Consider the following 25705-nt stretch of genomic DNA (forward strand, 5'->3'; position numbering starts at 1 on the left):
GGCTCCGGCGGCAGTCGCGGACATGACCGACGACTCCGGACCGACGGCCGACGACGCCATCTCGGGTCTGTCCCGGAACGACCCGCTCGCGGCCGTCTCGCCGCTCGACGGGCGCTACGCCGGGCGAACGGCGGCGCTGTCGCCGTACGCGGGCGAGGCCGCGCTGATGCGCGCCCGGACCCGCGTCGAGGTGGAGTACCTGCTCGCGCTGGGCGCGCTCGGCGCGACGCCGATCGGCTTCGACGAGGCGACCGCGACGGCGCTCCGCGAGGTGTACGCCGACTTCTCGGCCGAGGACGCGCGGCTGATCAAGGCCCTCGAGACCGAGGGGGCCGCGGGGTACGACGCGACCAACCACGACGTGAAAGCGGTCGAGTACTTCCTCCGCGTCCGCCTAGCGGACGTCGCGGAGGACCCCGACGCGCCGCTCGACGACGCGGCGTCGCTGTACCCGTGGATCCACTTCGGGCTCACGAGCGAGGACGTCAACAACCTCGCCCACCGGCTGCTCGTCGGGCCGGCGGTGCGCGAGGTGATCGTCCCCGCGGTCCGCGAGGTCCGCGACACGCTCGCCGAGCTGGCACAGGAGTACCGCGACACGCCGATGCTGGCGCGCACGCACGGCCAGCCCGCGACGCCGACGACCTTCGGCAAGGAGATGGCGGTGTACGCCGCGCGGCTCGGCCGCGCGCTCGGGCGGGTCGTCGTCGCGAACGAGGACCTCTCCGGCAAGCTCGCGGGGGCGTCCGGCACCTTCGCGGCCCACCGCGCCGCCTACCCCGACGTCGACTGGCGGGCGTTCTCCGCGTCGTTCGTGCGCGACCTCGACTTAGAGCACACCGCGCTCGCGACGCAGGTGAACCCCTGCGACGACCTCGCGGCGTTGTTCGACGCGCTCCGCGGCGTCAACAACGTCCTCCTCGATTTGGACGTGGACGCGTGGCTCTACGTCTCCGACCGCTACCTCGGCCAGGAGGCGGTCGAAGGCGAGACGGGGTCGTCGACGATGCCGCACAAGGTGAACCCGATCGACTTCGAGAACAGCGAGGGGAACCTCTCGAAGGCGAACGGCGACCTGACGTTCCTCGCCGACTACGTGACGAGCTCGCGGCTCCAGCGCGACCTCTCGGACTCCACCGTCAAGCGCAACGTCGGCGCCGTGCTGGCGCACTGCCTGATCGGCTACTCGAAGGCCGCGGACGGGCTCTCGAAGGTCGTCCCGAACGAGGCGGTCATGCGCGAGGAGCTCGACGCGACCCCCGAGGTGATCGGCGAGGCCGTCCAGACGATCCTCCGACGCGAGGGCGACACCGAGGCGTACGAGCGGGTGAAGGCGCTCTCGCGCGGCCGGTCGGTGACGCTCGACGACTTCCGCGAGCTGTTCGCCGACCTCGACGTCGACGACGCGGTCCGCGCGGAGTTGCAGGCGCTGACCCCGGCCGGTTACACCGGGGTCGCCGACGAACTCGTCGACGAGATCGACGGGGCGGGTGACTCGCCGAACGAGTGACGCCCGCTCAGCGCTCCCGGACGTCGAGCTCCCGGGTGGCGATCCCCCCGCGGTCGACGAGGCGGCGGTACTCCGCGGCGAGGTCCGCGGCGTCGACGGCGCCCGGTCCCGCGTCGGGGCGGACGGCGGAGCCGATCCGGACGTAGGTCACGGACACGTCGTCGAGGGCTGCGTCCAGCGAGACCGCGAGCCCCCGCGCGGCCGGCGCGACCGCCCCCCACTCGACCTGCGCCGTCACCGGTGGCTCCGCGTACGTCGTCCCGCTGAAGAGGACGGTCCCCTCCGTCTCGCGGAGGTCCGGCAGCGCCGCACGGACGCACGCCATTGACCCGGCGACGCGCACGTCGAACAGCTCGCGGAGGCGGTCGGCGTTCGCGTCCTCGACCGGGTTGCCGCCGCCGCCCGACGCGTTCAACACGAGGACCTCGACCGGGCCCAGTTCGTCGCGGACGCGCTCGACGGCCGAGCGGACCGCCGACTCGTCGGTCACGTCCGTCGGGATCGCCACGGCGCCGTCCCCGAGGTCCGCGGCCAGCGTCCGGACGTACTCCTCGGTGCGCGCCAAGAGCGCGACGGCGAACCCGTCGTCGTGGAAGCGCCGCGCGACGGCGGCTCCGATCGTTGGACCGACGCCGGCGACCACTGCGACTCGGGTCATACCCGACGGTCGCGGCCGGCGATCATATAGGTTTGGCGCGGCGGTGACGAGTGCGGACACAAGACGTTTGTCGCTCGCCCGTGGATCCAAACTCGATGCCCTCCGAAACCGACGACACGAAGTACTCGGTCTTCGACGACGCGGAAGCGACCGACGACGACCGCGGCGATGCGGACGAGACTCCCGGAGGCGGCACGTCCCGCGCCGCCGAAGCCGACGACCGTCCCGCCTCCCTCGGCGGCGACGGCTGTCCGAAGTGCGGCGGCACCGAGACGGAAACCGACGAGATTGCCACCAGCGGGACGGGGCTCACCAAGATGTTCGACGTCCAGAACCGGAGTTTCTTAGTCGTCTCCTGTGCGAACTGCGGCTACTCCGAGCTGTACAAGGGGCAGTCGTCCGGCGACGCGATCGACTTCTTCCTCGGCTGAGGCGGACCGGGAGCGACCGATTTTTTTCGGACGAGCGACACGTCGCGGTATGGTCTCCCTCCGACCGCTCGCCGCCCTCCCGGTCGTCGGCGTCGTCGCCGACGGCCGCACGTATCGCCACCTGCTGTACCTGCTCGTTGCGCTCGTCCTGTGGCCCGTCTACGCGGGGGTCGTCTCGTTCGCGCTCGTGTTCGGGCTCGTCCTCTCCGTCGTCCTCGTCGGGATCGGCGTCCTGATCGTCACGGTGATCGGCTCGCGGCTCGTCGTCGGCCTCGAACGGTCGCTCGCGAACCGGCTGCTCGGCACCGAGCTGGTCGCGCCGGACGACCTCCCCGCCGCCGCGGACGACGGGAGCGCTGGCTCGACCGCGAGCGTCCGGGCGTACCTCGCGGCGCCGTCGACGTGGCGGGGGCTCGGGTTCCTCTCGCTGAAGCTCTGGGTCGCGCTGCTGGCGTTCGCGCCGATCCTCGTCCTCGGGAACGGGCTCCCGCTCATCGCCGCGCCGGTGCGGTACCCGTTCGCCCAGCAGTTCGGCGAGGTGAACGGCGAGCCGGTGGTGTGGACGGTCGACGCCGCGCCCGAGGCCGCCTTGGCCGCCGTCGTCGGCGTCGTCGGGGTCCTGCTCGGGCTCCACCTGACGAACCTGATCGCCGGCGGCGCTCGGTCGATGGCCGTCGCGCTGCTCGGCGTCGAGGGCGGGGCGGACGCCGGCGGCGAGGCCGACGCCGTCACCGTGGACCGCGAGGCGGTCGACCGGGGCGGGAACGACGACGGCGACGCCGGCGCGACGGGCGATCGGGACGGGGCGAACTGATCCGCCCGGAGCGCTTATTCGCCTCCGAGCGTCAGGACGGGTATGGCCCCGACGCTCGTGAGCGCGGCGGTCGGCGCGCTGCTCGCGGCCGCGCTGCTGGGTCGCGCGTTCGACCGGCGCGCGGTCGCGGTCGTTGTCGCGGCCGCGCTCCTCCCGGGGCTCGACGCGGCGGCGAGCCTCGTCGTCCCGGGCGCGACCAACGCCCTCCTCCACGCGGTCTGGGTGCCGCTCCTTGCCGGCGGACTGCTCTACTGGGACACGGCGCTGCGGCCGGCGTCGGCCCTCCGCGGGCGCCTCGGTCACCGCGGCGCGCGGGTGGCGTGGGTCGCGCTGGCGTCGTACGTCGTCGCCGGGATCGGCGCGGCGCTGTTCGCCGGCGAGGGCGCGGCGCTCCTCTACCCGCTGGAGGACGCGCGCTACGTCGTCCGCGGGCGGCTCGTGTTCTCGACGCGGGAGGGCGTCGTCCAGACGTTCTTGATCTCGGGAACCGAGGGCGCCGGCGCGTTGCCGCTCCGGAGCGTCGGTGGCGCGGTCGCCGACCCGGTCGCCTCGTGGGTGAACCCGGACGGGCGCCCCGGGCTCGACGTGAGCGGCGCTCGCGAGTTCCGGTTCGTCGAGGCGGGGTGGCAGTTAGTCGTCGTCGCCGCCGCGGTCGCGACGCTCGCTGTCCGGTTCTGGTCACGGCACCGGGACGGGGAGGTGACGGGCTGAATGCCCTCGACGATCGTCCACGCCGGGTTCGCCCTGCTGCTCGCGGCGGCGCTGTTGCGCGACGACCTCGACCGGCGGGCGCTTGCGGTCCTGCTCGTTGTGCTCGTTCTGCCGGAGGCGGACAGCTTCCTCGGGGCGGTCATGCCGGGCGCGCACCGGACGGTCGGCCACAACTTCGTCTTCCCCGCGGTCGCCGCGCTAGCGCTGTACGTCGACACCCGGGTCCGGGAGCGGTCGTGGGTCCGCGACCGGCTCTCGCCGCGGTGGATCGCGGTCGCGTGGGTCGCCCTCTTCGTCCACGCGTTCGCGCACGTCGGGATCGACTGGACGCACCTCGACGGGGTGAATGCGTTCTGGCCGCTCCGCGACCGGTTCTTCAAGCTGGCGGGCGAGGCGTTCTACTCGACGGCCGACGGCTTCGTCCAGACGTTCGTCGACGTGCGGGTCGACCCGGAGACCGGGACGCGGACCGTCGACGCGGGCGCGGGCGGCACCAGCGAGTCCGTCCACGTCAACAACCCCGTCCAGCCGCGCGATCCGGACCTCGACGTCGAGGAGCCGGTCGACCGGCGGTTCCCGGTGGCGAACGCCGGGTGGCGGCTCTACCTGATCGGGCTGGGGCTGTTCGCGCTCGGCGCGCGGCGGCTCCAGGGCGACGGCATCGCGGACAGCGACTGATACGGGGGTGAAATCGGGGGACTGCGGCGGCCCTAACATGGTATGACCGCAGGGTAAACGTCCCCGGACGCGTAGGAGAACGTAATGCCACCCCAACCGGACGCGGACCTGTCGGGCGAGCCGCTCGCCGGGGAGTCGATCGCGGTCGTCGGAGCCGGCTTCGGCGGGCTCTCGGCGGCCTCGTACCTCGCCGGCGCGGGGGCGGACGTGACGCTGTTCGAGCGGAACGAACACCCCGGCGGGTACGCCGGACGGATCGAGCGCGACGGGTTCCGGATCGACACCGGCCCGTCGTGGTACCTCATGCCGGAGGTGTTCGACCGGTTCTTCGAGCACTTCGGGCGGTCGAGCGACGACTACTACGACCTGGTGGAGCTCGACCCGCTGTACGAGGTGATATGGAAGGACGGCGACCGCGCGTCGATGCCGGCCGACCGCGAGGGCCAGAAGGCGCTGTTCGAGTCGTACGAGTCCGGCGCGGGCGACGTGCTCGACGAGTACCTCGCGGACGCCGCGGAGGCGTATGAGCTCGGGATGGACCGGTTCGTCTACCCGAGCCGCTCGCGGCTGCGCGACATGGTCGACACCGACGTGCTCCGGTCGGGGCGGGCGCTGCCGAAGCTCCGCGGGATGGACGACTACGTCGGCGACTACTTCGACAGCGAGAAGCTCCGACAGATCGCGGAGTACAAGCTGGTGTTCCTCGGCGGCTCGCCGTACAACACGCCGGCCATCTACACGCTGATGAGCCACGTCGACATGAACCTCGGCGTCTACCACCCGATCGGCGGGATCGCGAGCGTCGTCGACGCGATGGCCGACCTCGCCCGCGAGGTGGGCGTCGCGATCCGGACGAGCGAGCCGGTGACCGCGATCGAGCCCTCGGTCCCGGCGGCGACGCCGACGTTCAGCGTCGAGACCGAGAGCGGGGAGCCGACCGACCGCTTCGACCGCGTCGTGGCGAACGCGCCGCCGCCGCACGTCGAGCGCGACCTCCTCCCGGCCGGGACCGTCGACCGCGAGTCGTACTGGGAGTCGCGGACGTACGCCCCCTCGGCGTACCTCTCGTACATTGGCGTCGAGGGCGACGTCGACTTGGACCACCACACGCTCGTGTTCCCGACCGACTGGCGGCCGCACTTCGACGACATCTTCGACGAGCCGGCGTGGCCGGACGACCCCGCCTACTACGTCCACGTCCCCTCGAAGACGGACCCGGAGGCGGCCCCCGACGGCCACGAGGCCGTCTTCCTGCTCGTCCCGCTGGCCGCCGGCTTGGACGACGACCCGGAGACGCGCGAGCGGTTCCGCGAGCTGGTGTTCGACGACCTGGCGGAGCACGCCGGCGTCGACTTCCGCGACCGGATCGTCTTCGAGGAGACCGCCTGCGTCTCCGATTTCCGGCAGCGATTTAACGCGCCCCGCGGCACCGCGCTGGCGCTGTCGCACACGCTCGAACAGACCGGGCCGCTCCGTCCCGCGCACCGCGCGCCCGGCGTCGACGGGCTCTATTACGTCGGGGCGTACACCAACCCCGGCATCGGGATGCCGATGTGCCTGCTCAGCGGCGAGCACGTCTCGGAGGCGGTCGTCGAGGACGTAACGGGGAGCGGCGTGCTCCCGTCGGTCGTGCCGACGTCGACGCTGCGGTGAGGGGGCGCGGCGGTCGGAAAAACCAGCACTGATCGACTATTCGTCCGCTTCATCCGCCTCGATCGGCTGTTGGGCGGCGATCCAGTGCGTAACTGTGCCCGCGTCGCCGAACAGCGGCCGCAGCGAGACGCGGCTCGCGAATTGGGTCCCGTCTCGGCGTCGGTTGCGGAGCTCGACGGTGACCGTCGACCACGTCGAGAGCGCCTCGCGGAAGTCGGCGCGGGCGTCCGCGTCGGGGTCCGCTCCCTGGAACAACCGGGGATTCCGTCCGCGGAGCTCGTCGAGCGCGTACCCCGTCCACTCCCGGAACCAGCGGTTGACGTAGACGATGGGCGTGTCGCGGTACGCCGGCCCGGTGAGCGTGAGCCCGAGCGGGAGGTCGTCGAGCGCGCGGACGCGGTCGACGAGCATCGCCTCGCGCTCGGTCCGGTCGGCGGGGTGCTCGGAGTCGGTCGGGTCTGGGTCGACGTCGAGACCGTGCTCGTCGGTCAGCGCCGAGACCCGCGTCCGGAAGGCGCCGCGGTCGGCGTCGATCGCCGCGAGGACGTCGCGTCGGAGCGTCACGCGCACGCTTGGTCGCGCGGCGACAAGCCGGTATCGGTCGCGGGCGACCGGGGACGGTGACGCGGGCTCGACCCGGATCACGGACGCGGCGTCGGCACCCGATCCGCGGGAATCGGCCGTGGCGTTTATTACACAGATAATTCACATAGACCGACATGAGTCGACGGAGAAAGTCGGCGGACGGCGCTCGGTTGCTTCGGACCGCGGCGGCGAGGGAACGCCGCGACCGGGACGCGAGGGGTGAACGGCGATGACGTTCGGCGCGAGCGCGCCGCTGGCGCTGGTGCCGCTCGTCGTCGTCGCCGCGCTCCTCGTCGGGCTCCTGTGGCCCGCGTCCCGAGCGATGCCGGTCGCGTGGGCGGCGGCCGCGGCGGTGGCGTTCCTCGCGTGGGGGATGCCGGTGGAGTGGATCCTCGCGGCCTCGGTGAGCGGCGCGATGGCGGCCGTCGAGATCCTGTGGATCGTCTTGGGCGCGCTGGTCCTCCTGTACACGCTGATGAACTCCGGCGCGGTCGACCGGATCAACGCCGGCTTCGCGTCCATAAGTGACGACCGGCGCGTTCAGGTGGTGCTGCTCGGGTTCTTCCTCGCGACGTTCATCGAGGGGGTCGCCGGCTTCGGCACCCCCGCGGCCGTGGTCGCGCCGCTGTTGCTGGCCCTCGGGTTCCCGGCGTTCGCCGCGGTCGTCGCCGCGCTGATCGGCCACGCGGTCGCGACTGTGTTCGGCGCGGTCGGGACGCCGATCATCGTCGGGTTCGAGCAGCCGCTCGGCGCGGTCGCCGACGCGATCACCGGCGGCGGCTTCGAGTCGGTGGCGACGTACTCGACCGCCGCCGGCGGGTGGGCAGCCGTGTACAACGGACTACTCGGGCTCTTCATGCCGTTCCTCGCCGTGGCGATGGTCGTGTACTTCTTCGGGGCGACGGACCCGGACGAGCGGTCGCTCGGGCCCGCGCTCGCCGTCGCGCCGCTGTGTCTCTTCGCCGGGGCCGCGTTCGCGGTCCCGTACGCGGCGGCGGCGTGGTTCGTCGGGCCGGAGCTCCCGTCACTGATCGCGGCGATGGTCGGCGGCGGCGTGGTGGTGGCCACGCTTCGCGCGGGCTACCTGCTGCCCGACGAGGAGTGGGAGTTCCCGCCCCGCGAGGAGTGGCCCGACCACTGGGTGGGCGGCATCGAGCCGGGCGGCGAGAACGGGTCGACCGAGGCGAGCGTCGACGCCGAGGACGCGGCAACGGGGGCTGGGAGCCTTGAGGGGGACACGGAGATGTCGCTCGTCCGCGCGTGGTCGCCGTACGTCGTGCTCGTCGTCCTCCTCATCGGGACGCGCGTGATCGGGCCGGTCGCGACGTTCCTCCAGGAGGGGCCGGGGATGACGATCGCCGCGTCGGGAGTCTTCGGCACGACCATCGACGGGGCGATCGGCTGGGCGTACGTCCCCGGGACGTGGCTCCTCGCCAGCGCGCTGATCGCGGTGCCGGTGTTCGGGATGTCGGCGGACGGCGTGACGAGCGCGTGGCGCGAGGCCGGCGAGAAGATCGTCTCGCCCGCCGTCTCGCTGGTGTTCGTCATCGCGATGGTCGAGGTGATGCTCCAGACCGCGGCGCACCCGGGCGCGACCGCCGACGGCAGCATGATCGTCGTCCTCGCGGACGCGACCGCCTCGACGTTCGGGGGCGCGTACCCGCTCCTCTCGCCCGCCGTCGGGACTCTCGGCGCGTTCATCGCGGGCTCGATCACCGTGAGCAACGTGACGTTCGCGGCGTTCCAGTTCGAGATCGCGCGGGAGCTCGGCCTCTCGACGCAGCTGCTCGTCGGCGCCCAGACGATCGGCGCCGCGATCGGCAACACGATCGCGATCCACAACGTGATCGCCGCGCTCGCCACGGTCGGGCTCGTCGGGGAGACCGGGCGGGTCGTCCGGCTGAACCTGATCCCCGTCGCCTACTACATCGGCTTCGGCGGCGTACTGACCGCGGGGTTCGTCTACCTGCTGTTCCCCGCGGTGTTCTGACGGACGGCAAGAGGGAGGGCGGCGACCCCCGCCTGCGTATCGTCCTCGCGTCCGACTTTGGCCCGTCGGCGCCACAGGTGACCGGCGAGTGAAACGAAGGTTATGTGTCTCCGCCTCCGAGAACGGGACGAACGATGCGTACCACCGCCGCCGTCGCCGCCGTCGCACTACTCGTCGTCCTCGCCGGTTGCGGCGGCCTAGGCGGAGGGCTCAGCGGAGCGGAGCCGCTCGGCGACCCGTCCCCGTCCATCGAATCGGTCTCCGCGCCCGAGTCGCTCGGCCACGACGAGCGCGCGACGGTCGAGGCGACCGTGCGGTGGGCAGAGATCGCGGACGGCGGCGACTCGGCGAGCGCGGGAGGTTCGAACGAGACGCTCGGGCCGGTTCGAACGACGGTCCGGGTCGACGACGCGACGCTGCTCGCCGAGAACCGGTCCGTCCCGGCGACCGGGACGATGACGGTGACGGCCGTGGTCGACGCGGCGACGCTCGAGCCGGGCGAGCACGAGCTGCGGGTGAGCGTGGGGGACGCGAACGCGACCCGGCGGCTGGTCGTCGAGGAGCCGCGGGCGGCGACGTTCGTCGTCTCCGACATTGATGCCCCGGACAGCGTCGACTACGGCGCGGACCTCTCCGTGACGGCGACCGTGACCAACGCCGGCGACGTGGCTGGCAACCAGACAGTCCAGGTTCGATACGGGAACGCCGCGAGCGCGAACCGGACGGTCGCGCTAGACGGTGGCGCGGAGACGCGGGTGTCCGTCTCCTTCGCAGACGTGGGACTGGACGGTGGCGACCACCCGCTCGTCTTGACGACTGCGAACCGGACGCGGGAGCGAACCGTGTCGGTGGTCCACCCGAGCCCGTACGGGAAGACGACGCTCGGTCTCTACGTCGACGACGACGCGGTCGACCGGAACGTCACCGCGGTCGTCGCGGCCGCGACGGGGTACTGGGAGCGGACCGACGAGCGGTACCTCGGCTATCCGGTCGCGTACGAGCGGGTGGCCGACGCGGACCGCGCCGACGTCGTCCTCCGGTTCGATCGCGTGGACCGCTGCGGGGTAGAGGACGGCGACGGGCGGTACTTCGGCTGCGCCGACCTGCTCGTCGACGAGCCGCGGACGCCGATGACCGCGACCGTCGAGCCGAACATCTCGGACGCGGAGATGAACGCGACGATCATCCACGAGCTCGGCCACGTCCAGGGGCTCGAACACGGCGAGGAGCCCGCCGGACTGATGAACGCGACCAGCACGCTGGCGACCCACCGCCCGGTGAAGGTCCACCTCCGCGCGGAGAGCGGAGACGTTCCGACTCGGGTCGAAGGCGAAGTCGCCGAGGCGCTCGACTACTTCGCGGCCAGCGACGAGATCAGAGGGAGCGACGAGTTCGCGTGGGAGTTCGTCGACAGTGCGCGCGACGCCCACGTCCAGATCACCTACGACGACCGCGGCGACGTCTGCTTCGCCGACGGCGGCGGGTCCTGTACGGTCGACGGCGAGTTCTACGGGCAACAGGACGTGCGCCTGGAGGGGTTAGACAGCGAGGTCGTCGCGTGGCACGTCGGTGCGTCGCTCGCGCCGGTGCTGTTGGAGGAGGTGCCGCCGGAGCTCTCGGGGGAGACGGACCGCCGGGAGCGGGAGGCGTGGCCGACGTGAGCAAGAGGGCAGTGAAAACGGCGCGGGTGACTGAGGGCTCGCCCTGTGGCGGCTGCGACCTCATTGGGGTATCCTCAATATCCGGACGAGAAAATCAAATGCGCGGGCAGTAAGGTAATGTTGTACTAGCTTTGCCGGCAGTGTGTGCCGTTGGTAATACTCGTGTAGTGGTACATAGTTCTGGATCTACGTCGAATCTAGCATTCCTGAGGACACCCTGGACATGAGGCTGATCGCAGTGAGCGTTAGGAGGAACCCAGCCCAACTCGGGAACCTGTCCAACAGATAGTTCTGACCGAACAGTTCAGGTGGAAGCGGCCCCGAGATCGCGAACACTTGAAGCAGGAAGCCAAATGCGAGGCCAGCCAACCCTACGTTAGTCCTCACGGTGCGCTCGGCTTTTGCTACGATCTCAGATCGGATCTCCCTTGATTTCTCAAACGTTTCCTCTGCGAGGATTTCAGGAGTGTAGAAATTAGAAAGGGCAATTTCAAAGCTTCCAACGGCACCAATTACGAGTCCATAAACCATAGAGTTCATCTGAAACCCGAAATCGTACACAACAAGAATCAGACCTGTTTTCCAGATGGGGCCCGATATTTGTGAGTTCAACATACTGCTTAGCGAGAATTGATCTCATGACAGCAACATTCTTTTCATCCGTGTCAGCAGGTTCTCTAAAGTCGCTGGAAAGGAGCGGTAACAAATAGTCTCTAACAATTGCTTCCTTTCGATTGAGATCGGGTTCGGTCAGTTCTGGCATATTGACGATAATCCCATCAACTAGTTTAAATCATCAGGACCGGACACACCCGGTAGAGTTTGGAAGCGGCTTGTAGATCAGATTGTCAGAATGGACTCGCGGGGGTCCCGCGAGCGAGCGCAGCGAGCGAGTGGGACCACGCGAGGGAATGACTGAGCGAACGAATGGACTCGCGGGGATTTGAACCCCGGGCCTTCCCCGTGCCAGGGGGATGATCTACCACTGATCTACGAGCCCTCGAACGCATTCGTTCGTTCCCCGCTGGATATATTAAGGCCTTCGACTCGGCGACGGCGCTGCGCCGCAAGGTTAGATCCGGTCGGAATCGACGTACACGTCGAGGTCGACGTCGCGGTGCGATCCCTCAAGATCGCGGACAGCGCGTTCGACGACGCGCTCCGCCTCGCCTCTGATCAGCGGGATCGCCTTCTTCAACACCCAGTCGAACGAGACGAGCCGCGGCAGGTCGAGCGCGTCCGGGCTGGCGGAGCCGGGGTCGAACTCGACTTCGAGCGCGACCTCGCAGGGGGCGTCGCCGTCGGGCTCGTCGCCCCCGTCGGTCGCAGTCGGCGTCACCCGCCAGCGCCCGCCGGCGTCGATGTCTTTCGTGATCTCCCAGTCGATCCGCTCGGGCGGCTCCACGCCTGTCACCCTAGAGTGGGCGGTGTAGGAAATCTTCCACCACGCGAACGTGAGCGCGTACCGGGTGCCGGGGCCGCCGTCGCCGGTGACGGTCCGGACCTCCCGGAGGTACTCGGAGTAGTTCGCGTACTGCGGGAAGTCGAGCAGGAACGCGTACACGTCCTCGGGGTCGGCGTACACCTCCGTGCTCACGACGAGTTCGTCCACGTACGTGGGTTCGCGTGACGCTTATTAAACCGTCCGGCGACCGAACCCGACCGACGGCTCTGGGGTGATTCCCGTCACAGTCGCGGCCGATTGCGGAGTGACGGCGAACACCGTCGAAGCCCCAGCCGCGAGGACTCGCGCCCCGCACGGCACCGCTCCTCACACCTCCCCAGCCTCGTCGCAGTCGCCTCCGCGTCGCTCCGGCGACCGCGACTCCCTCGCACGCGCTCCTCGCGCCCTCCCGGGCGCTCGGAGGCGCGCGCCACTGTATTCAGGTGGGTTTGTTCGTCTCCTCGAGGGTCGAGATTCGCGTCGTCGGAACCCGGAACGGGCCGCCGGATACATGGGGCTTCCGGCGCTCGTACGGCTATGGCTGCCGACGACCGCAACGCCTTCGAAGTGTACCGCGACAGGGTGGACCGACCGCTCGGGCGGCTGTTCCGCGAGTACGGCGCCTCCGAGGTGCACTGGCTCGTGATCGGGATGATCGCCAACGTCGTCGCCCGGGTCGCGGGGCTGATCCCGCCGGTCGTCCTCGGCGTCGCCATCGACGCCGTCTTCACCGGCACCGGCCCCTACACGCTCCCGATCGTCCCCGACGCGTGGCTGCCGACCGCGGAGGCCGCGCAGTTCCGCCTCTCGGTGATCCTCATCTTCGGGTCGTTCATCGTGACGGGCGTGTTCACGTACGTGTACGGCATCGCGGCGAACAACTTCGCGCACCGCGTGATGCACGCGGTCCGCACCGACTCCTTCGACCAAATACAGCGGCTCGACATGACCTTCTTCGACGACAAACAGACCGGCGAGGTCATGTCCGTCCTGAACAACGACGCCTCGAACCTGGAGGTGTTCCTGGACAACGCGCTCCAGAACTCCGCGCGCCTCGGGGTGATGGTGGTCGGCATCGCGACGGTCCTCGTCTACTACAACTACGAACTCGCGGTCATCACCCTCGCCGCCATCCCGCTGATGTTCCTCTTCACGCTGTGGTTCATGCGCGCCGTCGAACCCCGATACGTCGCGCAGCGCTCGGTCGTCGGCGACCTCAACACCGCCCTCGAGAACGCGCTCTCCGGCGTCGAACTGGTGAAGACCTCCAACACGGAGGCCCACGAGAGCGAGCGGGTCGAGGACGCCTCGTTCTCGTACTTCCGGCGCACGATGTCGATCCTCCGGCTCAACTACGTCTACCGTCCCGGGATGGAGCTGCTCGCCGGGCTGGCGTTCGCCGCCACCTTCGCGGTCGGCGGGTTCTGGCTCGCGAACGGCCCGCCGGGCCCCTTCACGACGGAGCTGACCGTCGGGACGTTCGTCACGTTCGTCCTGCTCACCCAGCAGTTTGTCGCCCCGCTCGCGGAGGTGTCGAACATCATCGACCAGTACGAGAACGCGAAGGCCTCCTGCGAGCGCGTGTTCGGCCTGCGAGACATCCCGGTCCGCATCGAGGACGACGACGACGCGATCGAACTCGGCGGCGAGACGCGGAGCGACGGCGGAAGCCAGCGCGGCCGCAACGCCGGCGGCACGGTCGACGGCACGACCGGCGACCGCGGAGGCGTCGACGCCACCAACACGACGGCCCACACGACCGATCACGGCGGCGTCGCGGGGGCCGTCGAGTACGACGAGGTCTCCTTCGCGTACCCCGAGAACGCGCTCGTCGACCCCGAGGACGCCGACGAGGAGGTCCTCAGCGGCGTCTCCTTCTCGGCCGACCCGGGCGACACCGTCGCGCTCGTCGGGCCGACCGGCGCGGGGAAGTCGACGCTGCTCAAGCTCCTCCTCCGGCTGTACGACGTCACCGACGGCGCGATCCGCGTCGACGGCCATGACGTCCGCGACGTGACCGTCGAGAGCCTTCGCTCGTCGGTCGGCTACGTGGCACAAGACACCACGCTGTTCGACGGCACCATCGCCGAGAACATCCGCTACGGGCGGTTCACGCGGATCGACGAGGCGGACGTCGACGAGGGCGAGGTCCGCGACCGCGTGGTCGAGGCCGCGAAGGCCGCGGAGGCCCACGAGTTCATCGACTCGCTGCCGAACGGCTACGAGACGCGGATCGGCGAGCGCGGCGTGAAGCTCTCCGGCGGCCAGCGCCAGCGGCTCGCCATCGCCCGGGTCGTGCTCCAAGACCCCGCGATCTTGATCCTCGACGAGGCCACCTCAGCCGTCGACACCGAGACCGAGATGCTGATCCAGCGCTCGCTTGACCGGCTCGCGGCCGACCGCACCACGTTCGTCATCGCGCACCGGCTCTCGACGGTCACCGACGCCGACACCGCGCTCGTGTTGGAGAACGGCGCGGTCGTCGAGCGGGGGAGCCACGACGAGCTGCTCGCGGCGGACGGCCTCTACGCGAAGCTCTGGGGCGTTCAGGCCGGCGAGATAGACGAGTTGCCGGAGGAGTTCGTTGAGCGCGCCCGCGAGCGCCACGTCGACCGCGCGGTCGAGCGGGCGACCGAGAGCGAGGTCGACTCGGAGTCGCTGGACTGACCGGCGGTCTCTCTTCTCTGCGTCTCAGTCGTCGCCCGAGATCTGCCCGGCCGCGTCGGCGTCGGCGCCCGGCACCGCGGCGGCGGGCGCTGGTGGCTCCTCGCGCACGTCGGCGCCCTTGCCCTCCGCGATGACGTCGGCGTACGCGTCCGGGAAGACGCGGACGAAGTCGTCGAGCGCGGCGTTCCAGTCGTCGAGCAGGTCGGCCGCGCGCTCGCTGTCGGTGTACGCGCGGTGGTTCTCCACGAGGCGCCGCAGCATCCGCTCGTCGGACTCGCCGAGCGTCTCGGAGACCGATACCATGCCGCGGTTCACGCGGTCGTCGAACCGGTCGTCCGGGTCGTACACGTACGCGATGCCGCCGGACATCCCGGCGGCGAAATTGCGACCGGTGTCGCCGAGGACGGCGACGACGCCGCCGGTCATGTACTCGCACCCGTGGTCGCCGACGCCCTCGACGACGGCCTTGACGCCCGAGTTACGAACGCCGAACCGTTCGCCGGCGACGCCGTTGACGTACATCTCGCCGGCGGTGGCGCCGTACAGGCAGACGTTCCCGGCGACGACGTTGTCGGTCGGGTCGTACGACGCCTCGGCGGGCGTGTCGATCACGATGCGCCCGCCGGAGAGCCCCTTGCCGACGTAGTCGTTGGCGGCGCCCGACAGCTCCATCGTGATCCCCGGCGCGAGGAACGCGCCGAAACTCTGTCCGGCCTCGCCGTCGAACCGGCAGGAGACCGTGTCGTCCGGGAGCCCGTCGCCGCCGTGCGCGGAGACGACGCGGTTCGAGAGCGTCGCGCCGACCGCGCGGTCGACGTTCCGCACGTCGCGGGTGAGCGCGACCGGCGCGCCGTCCTCGATGGCCGGCGCGGCCTCGTCGATGAGGTCCCAGTCGAGCAGGTCGTCGATGCCGCCGTGCGCCTGTTCGCGGACCTTCGTGCGGGACTCGCCGGCGGGCTCGGCGATCACCGCCGACAGGTCGAGGTGCTTCGCCTTCTCGTGGTCCGTCTCGCGCTGGGAGAGCAGGTCGGGCCGGCCGATGAACTCCTCCAGCTCGGTGTACCCCTGCTCGGCCATGATCTCGCGCAGCTCCTGCGCGATGAACGTCATGTAGTTGATGACGTGGTCCGGCTGGCCGGGGAACCGCTGGCGGAGGTCCTCGCGCTGGGTGGCGACGCCGACCGGACAGGTGTTCTCGTGGCACTGCCGGGCCATCACGCAGCCCGAGGTGACGAGCGACGCGGTGCCGAAGATGTACTCCTCCGCGCCGAGCGCGGCCGCGACCGCGACGTCGCGGCCGGTCCGGAGCCCGCCGTCGGCGGAGACGCGGATGCGGTCGCGCAGCCCGGTGGCGCGCAGCATCTGGTTCGCCTCCGCGAGGCCGAGCTCCCACGGGAGCCCGGCGTTCTTGATCGAGGTCTTCGGCGACGCGCCCGTCCCGCCGTCGTGGCCGGAGACGTGGACGACGTCGGCGTTCGCCTTCGCGACGCCGGCCGCGATGGTGCCGATGCCGGCCTCGGAGACCAGCTTCACGTTGACGTCGGCCTCGGGGCTCGCGGCCTTCAGGTCGAAGATGAGCTGCTTCAGGTCCTCGATCGAGTAGATGTCGTGTTGTGGCGGCGGCGAGATGAGCCCGACGCCCGGGGTCGAACACCGGACGTGCGCGATCATCTCGTTCACCTTCTCGCCGGGGAGGTGGCCGCCCTCGCCCGGCTTCGACCCCTGCGCCATCTTGATCTGGAGCTCCTCGGCGTTCGCGAGGTACTCCGAGGTGACGCCGAAGCGACCGGAGGCGACCTGCTTGACCGTACACTCCTTCTCGGTGTCGAACCGCTCCGGGGGCTCGCCGCCCTCGCCCGTGTTCGACTTCGCGCCCAGCCGGTTCATCGCGATGGCGTTGTTCTCGTGGGCCTCCGGCGAGAGGCTCCCGAGGCTCATCGCGGCCGTCGAGAAGCGCTCGACGATCGACTCGACCGGCTCGACCTGCTCGACCGGGACCGGGTCGCGGTCGGAGTCGAACTCCAGGAGGCCGCGTAGCGACTGGAGCTCCTCGGTTTGGTCGTTGACGAGGTCGGCGAACTCCTGGTACTGCTCGTAGTCGCCGCCCCGGACCGCTTGCTGGAGGGTCCCGACCGTCTGCGGGTTCCAGCCGTGTTTCACGCCGGACGAGCGGTGCTCGTACTCGCCGATCGTCTCCAGTTCGGGGTCCGCGCCGAACGCCATCGCGTGGCGGGTCCGGAGGTCGTCTTCGATCTGCTCGATCCCGATCCCCTCGGTGCGGATCTCCGTCCCCTCGAAGTACTCGGCGACGAAGTCGGAGTCGAGGCCGACCGCCTCGAAGATCTGCGCGCCCTGGTACGACTCCATCGTCGAGATGCCCATCTTCGCCATCGTCTTCAGGAGGCCGTCTTCCAGCGCGTGGCGGTACGCGGCGAGCGCCTCTTCCTCCGCGGCCCCGTCCGGACCGGCGACCACGTCGGCGATGGAGGCGTACGCGAGGTACGGGTCGACCGCGTCCGCGCCGTAGCCGACGAGCGTCGCGAGGTGGTGGACCTCGTGGGGCTCGCCGGACTCGACGACGATGCCGGCGCGGTTGCGGAGCCCGCTCCGGACGAGGTGGTGGTGGACCGCGCCGGTCGCGAGCAGGCTTGGCACCGCGAGCCGATCGAGACCGACGGCGCGGTCGGAGAGGACGACGACGTCGGCCCCGTCCTCGATGGCGGCCGCGGCGTCCTCGCGGACGCGGTTCACGGCGGCAACGAGGGAGTCGTCGCGGTCGTAGGTGACGTCGACGGTCACGGAGCTGAACCCGGGACCGTCGCCGCCGGCGTCGCCGTCGCCCAGACGGCGCTCGCCCGGACCGGGAAGGTCGCGGAGCGCGGTCGTCTCGGCGTCCGTCAGGACCGGGGAGTCGGAGACGATCTGCTCGGCGTGTTCCGGCGTCTCCGCGAGCAGGTTGCGCTGGTTCCCGATCCGCGTCTCGAGCGAGGTGACAAGCTCCTCGCGGATGTAGTCGATCGGCGGGTTCGACACCTGCGCGAACAGCTGCTTGAAGTAGGTGAAGAGGGGACGGTCGACGTCGGTGAGCACGGACAGCGGCGTGTCGTCGCCCATTGACCCCACCGGGTCTTTCCCGTCCTTCGCCATCGGCTCGACGAGGTGGTTCAGCGAGTCGGTCGTGTAGCCGAACGCGGCCTGGTGGGCGCGGACGGCCGGTTCCGGTTCGTCGGCGTCCGCGCCGTCCGGGTCGTCCGCAGCTTCGGCGTCGACCGACTCCGAGTCATCGGGCGCGTCGCCGCGCCCGCCGACGCCGATCGCGGCGTCGTCCTCGTCGGTGATCTCGTCGAGGTCGACCTGACCGTCGTCAACCCACTCTCCGTACTTCTCGTCGGTGAGATCCTCGAACACCTCGTCGTCTGGGACGATCCGACCCGCCTCGGGGTCGGCGACGAAGATCTCGCCGGGCCGGAGCCGCCCGCGGCGGCGCACGTCGGCAGGCTCCGTCGGGAGCGCGCCCACCTCGCTGCCGACGACGAGGCGGTCGTCGGTCGTCACCTCGTAGCGGCACGGTCGGAGCCCGTTGCGGTCCAGGACGCCGGCGACCTGCTCGCCGTCGAAGCCGATGACGAGGGCCGGGCCGTCCCACGGCTCGACGAGCGACGCGTGGTAGTCGTAGAAGTCGGCGCGGCTGTCTTCCATCAGGTCGTCGCCGCGGAAGGCCTCCGGGATCAGCATCCGGAGGGCGTGGGGGAGGTCGCGGTCGGTCTGGAGAAGGAGTTCGAGCGCGTTGTCGACGCTCGCGGTGTCGGACTGGTTCGGGTCGTCGATCACCGGCTTGATCGTGTCGAGTTCGGCCCCGAACGCCGGGTGGTCGAGGTCGCTCTCGCGGGCCCGCATCCAGTTGACGTTCCCGCGGATCGTATTGAACTCGCCGTTGTGGACGATGTTGCGGTACGGGTGCGCGAGGTGCCACGCGCCGAGCGTGTTCGTCGAAAACCGCGCGTGGACTAAGGCGACGTGGCTCGCGAACCGCTCGTCGGTGAGGTCCGGGTAGTAGTCGGCGAGCTGTGACCCCTTCAACAGTCCCTTGTAGACGACGCGCTGGCGGTCAAGCGAACAGACGTAGAAGCGGCCGGCACCCTCGACGCCCGACACCGCGTTCTCGATCTCGCGGCGGGCGGCGTACAGCGCGCGGTCGAAGCCGAGCAGGTCCGGGTCGGCGTCGTCGGCTCGGTTCTCCGGTTCGGTGAAGCGCTGGGCGAGTCCCGCGCCCTCGACGGGCGCGACGAACACCTGCGACACCTCGGGTTCGGAGTCTAGCGCCGTCGCGCCGAGGTCCGAGTTGTCGGTCGGCACGGACCGCCACGCGAGCACTTCGAGCCCGTAGACCGCGCACACCTCGGCGATGACGTCGTGTATCTCCGCTTGGACGCCGGGTTCCGGCGGCATGAACACGGAGCCGACGGCGTACTCCTCCGGCAGGTCGGCGTCGACGACCCCGCGAAAGAACTCGTCGGGTCGCGCGACCATGATCCCCGCGCCGTCGCCCGTGTTCTCCTCCGCGCCAGTCGTCCCGCGGTGTTCGAGGTTCTCGAGCAGCGAGACCGCGTCGGTGACGGTCTCGTGCGTCGGCGCGCCGTCGAGGTCGACGACTCCGCCGATGCCGCAGTTCGAACGGTCGTCCGTCGGGTCCGCAAGTCCCCCCTCCTGACCCGAGGACTCCGAGTCGCGTACGCCTCGGGTGGTACTACGTGACTTGGTCATACGTACCTTCACTAGTGAGCGCTTAAAGGTATGACCCTGATAGGGGTAGGATCCATCGTACACACATTAGGGAATATAAGGTAATCATTCATAACGGGTGGTGAATAGATCACACACTTCGAGATCGATCAGAAGTTACGCGGTAGCGAGTACCAAACTATCTCATCTGACGGCGACACACTCCGAACGTTTCACGTTTTCCGAGAGAAGTGGCAGAACGTTCAAGCGCGATTCACTCTTCGAGCGGGACGAACGTCCCGTTGATATCCCACTCGTGGATACAGTAGACGTTGCCGGGGTCGTCCGCGATACGCCACCCGTCGGCCTCGTCGTCCCACCGCTCCTCGCGCCCGCAGAGTTCGCACGCGCGCTCCTTCGGCGGTGTGATTGTCACGCTCATACCGAGTCGAAGGGTGTGGCCGCGCAAAAGCGTACCGACGGTCGGCGGGCCGCGGGCCCCGTTCGGGAGGCGCGCGGCCGGACCGACCGACGGGTGCGACGCGTTACGACCCGCGCCCCCGACGCCGAGCGACCAGTGACGCAGCGGCAAAGGCCGCGACCGACGCGACGGGACCGAACCCTGGGAGGTCGTACGCGGTCGATCGGATCGGCGCCTCGTCGTACCCGAGATCACGCGCGGCGGTCTCGTCGGGAGAGGAGTCGCCTTCCCCCAGCGAGTCGGCCGCCGTCGCCGAGTCGGCCCCGGCCGCGTCGTTGTCATCCCGCTCGCCGCCGCCGGCCGGCACGTCGTCGACCGGGCCCGACCCGAAGGACGAGGGGCCGTTCGCGCCGCGGTCGAACCGGCCAGTCCCGAAGGGCTTCGACGGACCCATCGTGGGGAGGGGCTCGGACGCGCCGGGAGCGATCGGTATCCCAGCCTCCGGCCCGGCGGTCGAACCGTTCGCAGCCGAGTCCGGTGACCCGCCGGTCCCGAACTGGACGCTCGACTCGGTACCGTTGCCGTCTGAGGTCGAGCTGCCAGAGTCAGCGGCACCTCCAGTACCGCCCGAACCGCCGACCGGGGAACGGCCGGCGGTCGACCCGCCGCTGGTCGCTCCGCTCGGTCCTCCGGAATCACCCAACGCGCCGGATTCGACTGACGCACCGGAGCTACCCGACGGTCCGGAAGCGCTCGGTGCTTCCGGGTCGGTCGGCGCGTCGCTCACCGGGGTAGCCTCCAGCGTATCGCCTTCCGTCGCGTTCCCACCGCCGTCGGCCGGAGCGGCTGACTCGTAGCGCAGCGGGGCCGTCACGCGGTGGTCGTCGTCCGCAGCGGTCCGGCGCAGTCGGTTGTCGTCGACACGGAACGTCGCTTCGAACGACCGGCCGGTCGCGGGCGGCGTCTCGGTCCCAAACGCTCGCTCGCCGTCGGCGACGAGGTACAGGCCGCGACGGTCGAGGTGGACCGCGGACTCGTTCGGCACTCGTCCGAGTCCCTCGGTGGCGGCGTCGACGGTGCCGCTACTCGCGTCGGTCGGCGCGACGCCGAACGAGAGGGCGTCGAGTCGTGCGAGGTCCGCACCGCGCTCGAGCGAGGCGTTCGCGCTCGCCGAGAGTCCGGTCAGACCGGTCGCGTTCACCGCGTACACGACCGTGTCGTTCGCGGTGGCGAACGTCGCGGGAGCGAGCGTACCGTCGGCGATCGCGTCGCGAACCTCGCTCGCGTTTCCGAAACCACCGGGGGCGACACGCCGCGTGGTGTACACGGAGAGGTCGTCCGTCGAGCGGGGCTCGACGGTAATCGTCGCAGTGTCGTTGGTGACTGCGGTGCCGTGCTCCGACCGCAGCGTGAGGTTGTACGTTCCAGGCGAGAGGTGGCTGGTGTCACCCTCGACTGACTCGACGCTGACCCCGGGTCCGGTGGAGACGAACTCGGAGGGAGACCCGGGTGTCGCGTAGGTGTTGAGCCTGACTGGCGTCGGGCCATTATTGGAGGTTTTCAGTTTGAGCGTGGTAGAGGTGTCATACCCAGATAGTCGAACCAATGAGCGGGCATATGTTGAATTCAGAGATAGATCAAAGTGGCTCCCACTGTGACGATTATATGAAGATATTGTGCGGAGCGTAGATGTTCTGTTTTTGACAACATCAACATCTTGCGTAGCAGTGATGCCGGTGTTTAGGTCGCGTACTTTGACGGTATAGTTCCCGGGCTGGGAAACAGGGATGGATACACTGGTGTTCGTCGTGTTTTCCAGAAGTAGCTCTTTCTGATATACTTTGGTTGTACTTGAATTTAAAAGACTGAGAACAGCAGTCCGTTCAGTGCCATTTGCTGCGATACTAACGGGAATCTGAGACTTACTGACCGTGTCAGTTGGTTCAACTGAGAGTTTTGAACTAAGAATCTGGACTGTGGTGTTACTATCTGTAGAACTATAGTTCAGAGAATAGCGGCCCTGCGGTAAACTATCAGTATCTAATTCGCGTATGCGGGTTAAATTAGAGGTGTTTATGTATTGTCCAGAATCGCCCGCATCTTTTGAGAGGTGATAATCTCTTTGAGCCGGAAGGTCAAATCCAATTTTAGAATCTTGAGTCACCGTGTATTTTCCAGTTTCTGAGATGATCGCATCTACACGCTTTGGTGTGACATTCTCACCGTTATACGGGGTATGACTTGTGATTGATCGAATATTTTTGATAGATATATTATCAATTTCTGGTAAGACACCCAGTCTGTTGTTATCTGGCGCAACAGTTGGATAGACATACAGTAATTTTCCATCGACATGGTAGCGGTCAGTATTTTCACCAAGATTCACCGTTTTTCTACCCTCTCTAGAAAAACTCGTATTGATTTTCCCCCGTGAATGAGAGAGATTTGTATTGAATTCAAATAGCAGAGTATTGTTTGACCTGCTGTAACTCTCAGGTTCGCTGTAGTACAGCGGACCACCAACAAGCTTGGCAGGCACGGTAACGTTGAGGCTTGTTTTGTCTAGGGCATAAATCGCATCTAGACCGTGTTTGTTCAATGAAGAGTGTAGTCCAATAATTAGCTCTGTCTCACCCTCAATGTCCGTATCTTTGAGAGATATGTTTCCACTAGTTGCCTCTATTGTTTTGATCTTCCCCCCAAGACTCTCACCTGTTTTGTTCTTCCAAATTGTAATTGAGTAGTTTGAATTCGAGTTAATATCGCTAGAATAATTGTAGGGAATAGATTGAGTGGACTCGTTGTACTGCTTTGGTTTAATTTCAATAGAAGCTGAAGTAGATAGATTGAATTTAATTATTGACTTTGCTCCGCCTTGTTCAGCAGTATAAGAGAAGGAATGGTTAATCTTTGAGCCGTTCCGGTTGTACATACTGATATTCGTTGTATCAATATTTTCAATGTGAAGATCAAATCTACTAGGGCTAGAAATCGCCGAAGAGGAGATAACAATCGTCGCATTCCGGCTGTTTGGATTTTCTACGTATACGTCCGAATAATCCGATTTCGGTTTGTTTCCTATCCAATACGACGATTTGTTATGATCTAATCTTGCTCCGGATTGAACAATTTCTCCGACATGAATCTTAACCGGTTCATCGGAATGGAGTACTTCAATATTGGTAACTGACTGTTGCTGCTGAGTTCCGATTTCAAGATCACTCGCACTGTCAACATCCCAAAGTTCCCCAGAAGCGGCGGGCGTTCCTGAAGCAATTAATACCACACCACCAACGATCACGAAGCATACGACGACACCGACCGACAGCCATCCAAGCGATCGCGTCCCCATCATAGCGAACGACCCACGGATGCCAGACCAGTCGCTCTCGGGGCGGCGTTAGGACTCGACTCGGCCCCGCGAAACGGCTCCTGTCACACCGCGGGATCTCTCACTCGGTTCGATCAAATATAAATGGCTTACGGACGTGAAAGCTTCCGACTGGAGAAATAATCGCATGATAGCGCCGCGGCGCAGTCAATTGATAACTCGAAAACGCGGAACGCTACCGAAGACGAGCGGAGTGAGACCGGAGACGGGATGTCGCCGGGGCGTGTCAGTGCTCGACCGCTTCCATCATCGAGAGTAGTTGCTCGGACTGATCGACCTGTTCGGGGTGGATGCCGACCGTCGCGATCACGTCTTCGCTGTCCGCGTCGGGGGCGGTGTGCGGGACGGTAGCGATGTACAGGAGGACGGGAATGTCGTCGACGGAGCCGCTCGAGTTGTCCGCGCCCTCGACCTCCGCGCTGACCGTCGTCGCGAAGACCGAGACGGTGGTCTCTTCGCCGAGTATCGTCCGTGTCTCCTCGCCGCGCGACTCGATGTCGTCCGTCTCGATGTCGGCGTTCCCGCCGCCGACATCCTGCTGGTTGATCTGGTTGAGGAGCCTCTGGATGAGCTCCGCGCCCTCGACCCTGACGAGCGGGTTGACCGACTGGCCGGCGACGGAGGCGTTCGGGGTGCTCGCCACGAACAGCGCAGACTGGGTCGACTGGTTGGTGTACCGGGCGACCCACGTCGTCGCCGTCACCCGCGCGTTCACGCCCGTAACGTTGAACTCTCGGTCGATGGTGTACGACTCCGGCTCCTGACCGGAGTATCCGTCGGTGTACGCGCTCTCCGGTACCTCCGCCGGCGCCGCGTCGAACTCGTAGCTCCCGTCTTCGCCGGCACACCCGGCGAGCGCGACCGACGTCGAGGCCGCGAGTGCCGCGAGCAGTCCGCGTCGTTTCATGCCTTCAGTTAGGCGTGTGCGGTTCTTTAAGACTATCGGCGCGGGTATCGGTCGCGAGAACGCCGCAGTCGAAGGCACAAAGTTCACGTCGTGGCGTGCGCGACGTGAGGCAAATGGAACGCCGAGGGCAAACCGGGCTGGTGGAAGCGCTCTTCTTGGACGTGATTCGCCTCCACGAGACGTGGATGGAGGTCGTCTTCCCGCGACAGCTCGACCCAAGTGCGGTTTTGGGCAAGTGGAAGCCCGAAACGACCGTCCAGTCGGTCGGGTACTACCTCTGGGCGGTGCTGGGCGCGCCCCTCGTCGCGGTCACGTACCCGCTGTTGCTCGTCGGGTTCGCGACGCGCTACTACGCGGCGAAGCTCGACTCGGCGGTCACCCGCATCGGCGTCGCCGGCGCGGTCCTCGTCGCCGCCATCGTCTGGGGGGGACTGACGGTCATCACGCACCTCCAACTACCGTTCGACGCCGTGATCGCGGTCGGCGCGGCCAGCGTCGTGGCCGTCGTGTCCGCGGCCTTGGCCGCCGGGTTCTCGAAGGTCGGCGGACGGTTCGTCAGCGTCCTGCTTGCGTACCCGTTCGCGATGACGGCGCTGTTCCTGCCGCCGGTCGTCGCCGCCCTCGTCACGCCCACGTTAGAGGCGCTAATCCTCCCGCCGAGCTATGAACTCGCGCGGTGGATCCTCGACACGTTCCTCGCGGTCGGCGGCATCAACGAGGCGCTTCGGGGCGCGTTCGACCTCGAGACGTTCGGCCAGCAGTGGGGGCTCCCCGGTCTTGGGTACGTGCTGATGTGGATCGGGATCTCGGTGCCGCTCGGGTGGTTCCTCGGGCTGCTCGTCGCGCTGGCGAACCTGATCAGACCTGCCGACGACGCCTGAGGCGCGCGGCGCCGGACGGTCGCGTCGGTCGACGGATCGTTCAGTCTTCGGGAGCGTAGTTTTCGCTCGCCGTCTCGAACGCCGACGCCGAGCGCTCCGTCTCGCGGCGGCGTTCGCGTTCCGCGATCGCCTCGGGGTCCGGGCTCGCGTCGTCGTCGACCCGCGCGATCGAGTTGTGGACCTTCGCGTGACACCAGCGACAGAGCCCGACCGTGATCTCGTGAGAGTCGTCGCCGCCGTAGGAGAGGTGGTGCTCCTCGACGAGCGGTCGCGACTCGTCGTGGGCCAGTCGCACGTTCTCGAGCCCGCACCGGACGCAGGACTTCGCGTCGGTCGTGGACCGGTAGTGCGGGCATGCGCCCCACTCGCCCTCGGGGCCGACGTGACAGTCGTAGCCGTCGGCGCGTCGCTCCGCCGAAAACTCTGGGTCGTCGCCCGCCCGGGTCAGCGCGAAGCGGCACCGACCGTCGTCGGTCAGGTGGTCGCAGACGCCGGCGATAGCGTACGGGTCGTCGACGCCGACGGGGGTCCCGTCCGGGGTGCGCTCCATATCAGGTGCTAGGGGCGGACTCACTTCAATT

General features: G+C 67.9%; 19 protein-coding genes and 1 tRNA gene. 10 read left to right on the top strand and 10 right to left on the bottom strand.

Going from position 1 to position 25705, the window contains the following annotated elements; all coding sequences use genetic code 11:
• The first annotated feature begins 22 nt into the window (after positions 1–22).
• A complete protein-coding gene (gene purB, locus ABNG04_RS12260) occupies positions 23–1510 on the top strand; it encodes an adenylosuccinate lyase (RefSeq protein WP_371162704.1) in 1488 nt (495 codons plus the stop codon).
• Positions 1511–1517: 7 nt separating this feature from the next.
• Here purB and ABNG04_RS12265 read toward each other — a convergent pair whose 3' ends face one another.
• A complete protein-coding gene (locus tag ABNG04_RS12265; protein WP_371162705.1) occupies positions 1518–2168 on the bottom strand; it encodes an SDR family oxidoreductase in 651 nt (216 codons plus the stop codon).
• Between the two features lie 95 nt (positions 2169–2263).
• On the opposite strand from ABNG04_RS12265, the gene ABNG04_RS12270 reads away from it, so the two are divergent.
• The 5 genes from ABNG04_RS12270 (at position 2264) to crtID (ending at position 6455) form a co-directional block, all read left to right on the top strand.
• On the top strand, positions 2264–2599 hold the full coding sequence (locus tag ABNG04_RS12270; protein ID WP_371162706.1) for a zinc ribbon domain-containing protein: 336 nt from the start codon (positions 2264–2266) through the stop codon (positions 2597–2599).
• A gap of 49 nt (positions 2600–2648) precedes the next feature.
• Complete coding sequence (locus tag ABNG04_RS12275; protein WP_371162707.1) at positions 2649–3413, top strand: sensor domain-containing protein; 765 nt, start codon at positions 2649–2651, stop codon at positions 3411–3413.
• Between the two features lie 42 nt (positions 3414–3455).
• Positions 3456–4124, top strand: a complete 669-nt coding sequence (locus ABNG04_RS12280) for a hypothetical protein (RefSeq protein WP_371162708.1) — start codon at positions 3456–3458, stop codon at positions 4122–4124.
• Positions 4125–4802, top strand: a complete 678-nt coding sequence (locus ABNG04_RS12285) for a metal-dependent hydrolase (protein ID WP_371162709.1) — start codon at positions 4125–4127, stop codon at positions 4800–4802. It begins immediately after the preceding gene.
• Positions 4803–4886: 84 nt separating this feature from the next.
• Complete coding sequence (crtID, locus tag ABNG04_RS12290; protein ID WP_371162710.1) at positions 4887–6455, top strand: bifunctional phytoene desaturase/3,4-desaturase; 1569 nt, start codon at positions 4887–4889, stop codon at positions 6453–6455.
• Positions 6456–6491: 36 nt separating this feature from the next.
• Here the strand turns inward: crtID and ABNG04_RS12295 are convergent, their stop codons facing one another.
• Positions 6492–7019 (bottom strand): PAS domain-containing protein, encoded by a 528-nt coding sequence (locus ABNG04_RS12295; RefSeq protein ID WP_371162711.1) that lies wholly within the window; start codon positions 7017–7019, stop codon positions 6492–6494.
• Positions 7020–7269: 250 nt separating this feature from the next.
• Between ABNG04_RS12295 and ABNG04_RS12300 the strand changes: the two genes are divergently transcribed.
• Positions 7270–9030: an L-lactate permease gene (locus ABNG04_RS12300; protein ID WP_371162712.1), complete on the top strand. Its 1761-nt coding sequence runs from the start codon at positions 7270–7272 to the stop codon at positions 9028–9030.
• 134 nt (positions 9031–9164) lie between these two features.
• Complete coding sequence (locus ABNG04_RS12305; protein ID WP_371162713.1) at positions 9165–10691, top strand: Ig-like domain repeat protein; 1527 nt, start codon at positions 9165–9167, stop codon at positions 10689–10691.
• Positions 10692–10877: 186 nt separating this feature from the next.
• Here the strand turns inward: ABNG04_RS12305 and ABNG04_RS12310 are convergent, their stop codons facing one another.
• From ABNG04_RS12310 to ABNG04_RS12320, 3 genes are all read right to left on the bottom strand, one after another.
• Positions 10878–11306 (bottom strand): hypothetical protein, encoded by a 429-nt coding sequence (locus ABNG04_RS12310; RefSeq protein WP_371162714.1) that lies wholly within the window; start codon positions 11304–11306, stop codon positions 10878–10880.
• A gap of 313 nt (positions 11307–11619) precedes the next feature.
• Positions 11620–11691: transfer RNA gene (locus tag ABNG04_RS12315), tRNA-Ala, on the bottom strand.
• A 72-nt stretch (positions 11692–11763) separates the two neighbouring features.
• Complete coding sequence (locus ABNG04_RS12320) at positions 11764–12303, bottom strand: type II toxin-antitoxin system RatA family toxin (RefSeq protein ID WP_371162715.1); 540 nt, start codon at positions 12301–12303, stop codon at positions 11764–11766.
• A 369-nt stretch (positions 12304–12672) separates the two neighbouring features.
• Between ABNG04_RS12320 and ABNG04_RS12325 the strand changes: the two genes are divergently transcribed.
• On the top strand, positions 12673–14802 hold the full coding sequence (locus ABNG04_RS12325; RefSeq protein ID WP_371162716.1) for an ABC transporter ATP-binding protein: 2130 nt from the start codon (positions 12673–12675) through the stop codon (positions 14800–14802).
• A 24-nt stretch (positions 14803–14826) separates the two neighbouring features.
• Here ABNG04_RS12325 and gltB read toward each other — a convergent pair whose 3' ends face one another.
• The 4 genes from gltB to ABNG04_RS12345 form a co-directional block, all read right to left on the bottom strand.
• Positions 14827–19566 carry a glutamate synthase large subunit gene (gltB, locus tag ABNG04_RS12330; RefSeq protein WP_371162717.1) on the bottom strand — a complete coding sequence of 1580 codons (4740 nt, stop codon included), beginning with the start codon at positions 19564–19566 and terminating at the stop codon, positions 14827–14829.
• A gap of 232 nt (positions 19567–19798) precedes the next feature.
• Positions 19799–19966, bottom strand: a complete 168-nt coding sequence (locus ABNG04_RS12335; protein ID WP_371162718.1) for an HEWD family protein — start codon at positions 19964–19966, stop codon at positions 19799–19801.
• A 103-nt stretch (positions 19967–20069) separates the two neighbouring features.
• Positions 20070–21551 carry a dermokine domain-containing protein gene (locus ABNG04_RS12340; RefSeq protein ID WP_371162719.1) on the bottom strand — a complete coding sequence of 494 codons (1482 nt, stop codon included), beginning with the start codon at positions 21549–21551 and terminating at the stop codon, positions 20070–20072.
• 2011 nt (positions 21552–23562) lie between these two features.
• Positions 23563–24243: a DUF6517 family protein gene (locus tag ABNG04_RS12345; protein ID WP_371162720.1), complete on the bottom strand. Its 681-nt coding sequence runs from the start codon at positions 24241–24243 to the stop codon at positions 23563–23565.
• Positions 24244–24383: 140 nt separating this feature from the next.
• Here ABNG04_RS12345 and ABNG04_RS12350 point away from each other — a divergent pair, with 140 nt between their 5' ends.
• On the top strand, positions 24384–25124 hold the full coding sequence (locus tag ABNG04_RS12350) for a hypothetical protein (protein ID WP_371162907.1): 741 nt from the start codon (positions 24384–24386) through the stop codon (positions 25122–25124).
• 40 nt (positions 25125–25164) lie between these two features.
• Here the strand turns inward: ABNG04_RS12350 and ABNG04_RS12355 are convergent, their stop codons facing one another.
• Positions 25165–25674, bottom strand: a complete 510-nt coding sequence (locus ABNG04_RS12355; protein WP_371162721.1) for a DUF7097 family protein — start codon at positions 25672–25674, stop codon at positions 25165–25167.
• Positions 25675–25705 lie beyond the last annotated feature (31 nt).

Source organism: Halorubrum miltondacostae (assembly GCF_041379815.1).
GTDB lineage: Archaea > Halobacteriota > Halobacteria > Halobacteriales > Haloferacaceae > Halorubrum > Halorubrum miltondacostae.